Below are 258 nucleotides of genomic sequence, written 5' to 3' on the forward strand. Positions count from 1 at the left end.
ATTTTTGGATAAGCTTATCTGCCAGTTTATATTTTACCCCCTGCTCAGGAATCATTCCATATAAGCTGTCAACAATCGTTCTGAATTGAGCAGTATCAATTTTTCTTGAAGTTGCCATTTTATAAGATGTATTTTTCCAAAGGTCATTCAACAGGGTACTTAGCTGTTCTTTATTTTCCGGAGAAATATCATTTCTTAAGAAAGGCTCTACCGCAGACTTGAATTTACCATGACGGATCACCTCTATTCCAATACCAT

1 protein-coding gene is annotated in these 258 nt (G+C 35.7%); it reads right to left on the reverse strand.

The window, feature by feature from the left end:
• Positions 1-258, reverse strand: a 258-nt coding sequence (locus AC0MA3_RS26605) for a S49 family peptidase (protein WP_474658362.1), incomplete at both ends; no start/stop codon positions are given.

The organism is Paenibacillus sp. LS-5 (genome assembly GCF_056121505.1).